The 4,078-nt window shown below is 60.0% G+C and carries 2 protein-coding genes and 1 pseudogene; 2 read left to right on the top strand and 1 reads right to left on the bottom strand.

What is annotated here, in order from left to right:
• Positions 1 to 164 precede the first annotated feature (164 nt).
• A complete protein-coding gene (locus tag WLY71_RS29905) occupies positions 165 to 1,481 on the bottom strand; it encodes a Na+/H+ antiporter family protein (protein ID WP_347806444.1) in 1,317 nt (438 codons plus the stop codon).
• Positions 1,482 to 1,762: 281 nt separating this feature from the next.
• On the opposite strand from WLY71_RS29905, the pseudogene WLY71_RS31530 reads away from it, so the two are divergent.
• A pseudogene (locus WLY71_RS31530) lies at positions 1,763 to 3,142 on the top strand (cache domain-containing protein); the annotation flags it as partial.
• A 102-nt stretch (positions 3,143 to 3,244) separates the two neighbouring features.
• Positions 3,245 to 4,000, top strand: coding sequence for a methyl-accepting chemotaxis protein (locus WLY71_RS31525; RefSeq protein ID WP_425589976.1), 756 nt, complete (start codon positions 3,245 to 3,247; stop codon positions 3,998 to 4,000).
• Positions 4,001 to 4,078 lie beyond the last annotated feature (78 nt).

Below are 4,078 nucleotides of genomic sequence, written 5' to 3'. Positions count from 1 at the left end.
GAACAACGTGGTCAGGCTGATGACCAGCGCAAAGAGCAACACCGGGAGGACGGCAAGGGACAGGACTTTAGCCTTCAGGCTCATGCGCATGACGGTTCACTCTTTTGATTTTATTGGCGTGGTTAAAGGCTTTAACGGCACGCCAGGTCAAAAGTTGAATGCGGTTACAGGACCATCGCCGCTACCCAACCGAACGCCAGCAACGGGATGTTGTAGTGCAGGAAGGTCGGGACCACGGTGTCCCAGATGTGGTGATGCTGGCCGTCGATATTCAGACCGGAGGTCGGGCCGAGGGTCGAGTCTGAGGCTGGCGAACCGGCGTCACCCAAGGCGCCAGCAGTGCCGACGATGCAAACGATCGCCAATGGGCTGAAGCCCAGTTGCACGCACAACGGCACGAAAATCACCGCCAGAATCGGTACGGTGGAAAACGACGAGCCGATGCCCATGGTCACTAACAGGCCCACCAACAACATCAGCAACGCGCCAATGGCTTTGCTGTGGCCGATCCATGAAGCCGAGGTTTCGACCAGCGTTTGCACTTGCCCGGTGGCTTTAATCACTTCGCCAAACCCGGACGCGGCGATCATGATGAAGCCGATCATCGCCATCATTTTCATGCCTTCGGTGAACAGGTCATCGGTGTCGCGCCACTTCACAATGCCCGAGACCGAGAAGATCAGGAAACCCGTCAGCGCGCCGATAATCATCGAATCCAGCAACAGCTGAATGATGAACGCCACCGCGATGGCTAGACCGGCGACCATCAGGCTCAGCGGGTTGTACTGCACCGCGACCTGTTCGACTTGCTCGATCTTTTCCAGATCGTAGACGCGCTTCTTGCGATAGCTGACAAACGCTGCCGCGAGCCCGACGACCATGCCCAATGCCGGAATACCCATGGCATGGGTGACGTTGATGCCGCTGATGTCCACGCCGCTACGGGCGACGTTGGCCAGCAGGATTTCATTAAGAAAGATATTGCCGAAGCCCACGGGCAAGAACATGTACGGCGTAATCAGGCCGAAGGTCATGACACAGGCAATCAACCGGCGATCCAGTTGCAGCTTGGTCAGCACATATAAAAGCGGCGGCACCAGCAGCGGAATGAAGGCGATATGTATCGGCAGAAGGTTCTGCGAAGCGATGGCCACCACCCACAGCAAACCGATCAACAGCCATTTGACCTGGCGGCCACCGCTGGCGTGCTGGCGGTCGACCATCAGCAAGGCTTTGTCGGCCAGGGCGTGTGCCAGGCCGGACTTGGCAATGGCCACTGCGAAAGCGCCGAGCAATGCGTAGGACAACGCAACCGTCGCGCCGCCACCGAGGCCGCTGTTGAAGGCTTTTAATGTTGCGTCGATGCCCAGACCACCGGTCAAACCACCCACCAGGGCGCCCACGATCAGCGCGATTACGACGTGCACGCGGGACAGGCTGAGGATCAGCATGACGCCGACCGCGGCAATTACAGCATTAATCATCGTTACCTCAAGGCAAACGGAAAGAGTCCGACCGGCAGTCTGCAAAGAGCCGCCAGCGGATTGAATGAGAGGGTTTTATTAGAGGGCGCGCACTGTGCCGGACCGCTGCCGCCTTGTCAAAGCCAACACCCCCCCTGTAGCAGCTGGCGAAGCCTGCGTTCGGCTGCGAAGCAGTCGTAATCCAGCTGACGCGGTGTATCTGGCAGAACGTGCAAGCAGGTTTTACGACTGCTGCGCAGCCGAACGCAGGCTTCGCCAGCTGCTACAGGTTTCGTGTGATGGCTTATTTAATCGCGCGAATAAAGAAAGCCGAATCACGGCCGTTACAGTGCAAAGTCTCAGATATTTATCGAATAAAGGACGTCTCCATGTCGCTCAGACAACTTTCCATTCAATGGAAAATCACCCTGCTGGCCGGGCTGTGCCTGGCCGGCATCGTGACCCTGCTGGTGGGTCTTTCGCTGTATCGCATGGAGCACAGCTCCGAGATGGTGAAAGCATCCAGCATGGAGATGCTCACCGAAGCCGCCCAGGCCCGGATCGAATCCCAGGGTGAAAACCAGGCGCTGGGGATTCGCCAGCAGTTCATGGATGCCTATCAATATGGCCACGGCTTTTCGCGTCAGGTGCTGTTCCTGCGCGACCAGGCCGAGAAGCGCTTCCTCGATGCCTTTGACCTGCGTGAAGACCTGACGCGTCAGGTCAAGTCGGCCCTGCAAGCCAACCCGGAACTGCTCGGCCTCTCGCTGGTGTTCGAAGCCAACGCGCTGGACGGCAAGGACGATCTGTTCGCCGGCCAAGCTGAGCTGGGCAGCAACGACAAGGGCCGTTTTGCCCTTTATTGGTCGCAACCGACACCGGGTAAAGTGACGTCCATGGCGCTGCCCGAAAGCGACATGGCCGACACCAGCACCGGCCCCAGCGGCGAACCGGCCAATGCCTGGTTCACCTGCCCGCGCACGACCCTCAAGCCCTGCGTGATCGAACCCTACTTCTACGTGATCGACGGCCAGAACGTGCTGATGACCAGCATCGTTTTCCCGCTGATGGTCAACGGCAAGGTCATCGCTTCGCTGTCGGTGGACATCAACCTCAACAGCCTGCAAGCCGTCAGCCAGGGTGCGAGCAAGAAGCTCTATGACGGCCAGACCAACGTCAGCATCATCAGCCCGGTCGGTTTGCTGGCCGGCTACAGCCCGGACGCCAGCAAGCTCAGCCAGCGCCTGGACTCCGTGGACAAGACCAACGGTGCCGAGCTGGTCCGCATGCTCGCCACCAGCAGCAAGACCGAAAGCCTGCACAGCAATCAACAGCTCAAAGTGCTGTCGCCGTTCCAGCCCATTCCCGGTGGCAAGTCCTGGGGCGTGTTGCTCGATGTGCCGGAGAAAGTCCTGGTCGGCCCCGCCGAAGCGCTGAAAAAACAACTGGATGACAGCAACACCGCCGGCACCCTGGTCGAACTCGGCCTGGGTGTGCTGGCCGCGTTGATTGGCCTGATGCTGGTGTGGCTGATGGCCCGCAGCGTGACTAAGCCGATCCTGGGTGTGGCGCACATGCTCGAAGACATTGCCAGCGGCGAAGGCGATCTGACCCGCCGCCTGGCCTACGACAAGCAGGACGAACTCGGCCAATTGGCCGGCTGGTTCAACCGCTTCCTCGACAAGTTGCAACCGATCATCGCCGAGGTCAAACGCTCGGTGCAGGACGCGCGCAGCACGGCGGATCAGTCGTCCGCCATCGCCACCCAGACCAGCGCCGGCATGGAACAGCAATACCGTCAGGTGGATCAGGTCGCTACCGCTTCCCACGAAATGAGCGCCACCGCCCAGGACGTTGCTCGCAGTGCAGCGCAAGCCGCACAGGCAGCGCGGGATGCGGATCAGGCGACCCGCCGCGGTTTGACCGTGATCGACCGCACCACCGCCAGCATCGACAACCTCGCCGCCGACATGAGCGCGGCGATGGTTCAAGTCGAAGGCCTCGCGGCCAACAGCGAGAAGATCGGTTCAGTGCTGGAAGTGATCCGGGCCATCGCCGAACAGACCAACCTGCTGGCGCTTAACGCCGCCATCGAGGCCGCTCGTGCCGGTGAAGCCGGACGCGGTTTTGCCGTCGTGGCCGATGAAGTGCGCAACCTGGCACGCCGGACCCAGGAATCTGTCGAGGAAACCCGCTTGGTGATCGAGCAGTTGCAGAGTGGCACTCAGGACGTGGTCGGCTCGATGAACAACAGCCATCGTCAGGCTCAGGGCAGCGTCGAACAGGTGGGTCAGGCGGTGACGGCACTGCGGCAGATTGGTGAAGCGGTGACGGTGATCAGCGACATGAACTTGCAGATCGCCAGTGCCGCTGAAGAGCAAAGCGCCGTGGCCGAGGAGATCAACAACAACGTGGCGACGATTCGGGATGTGACGGAGTCGTTGTCGAGGCAGGCGAATGAATCGGCGCGGGTGAGTCAGTCGCTCAATAGCCTGGCGAATCAGCAGCAGAGTTTGATGGATCAATTCCGCGTGTAATGCAAATACTGCATCCACAGGAAATACCTGTGGGAGCGGGCTTGCCCGCGATGAGGCCATAACATCCAACATCAATGT

Source organism: Pseudomonas rossensis (genome assembly GCF_039888995.1).
Taxonomy (GTDB): domain Bacteria; phylum Pseudomonadota; class Gammaproteobacteria; order Pseudomonadales; family Pseudomonadaceae; genus Aquipseudomonas; species Aquipseudomonas rossensis.
The sequence above is the reverse complement of the archived record's forward strand: the minus strand, read 5'-3'. Positions and strand labels throughout refer to the sequence as shown.

What these genes read in the sequence shown, in the direction of transcription:
- WLY71_RS31525 (WP_425589976.1), top strand. Translation starts at nt 3,245, where the DNA reads ATGGAACAGCAATACCGTCAGGTGGATCAGGTCGCTACCGCTTCCCAC.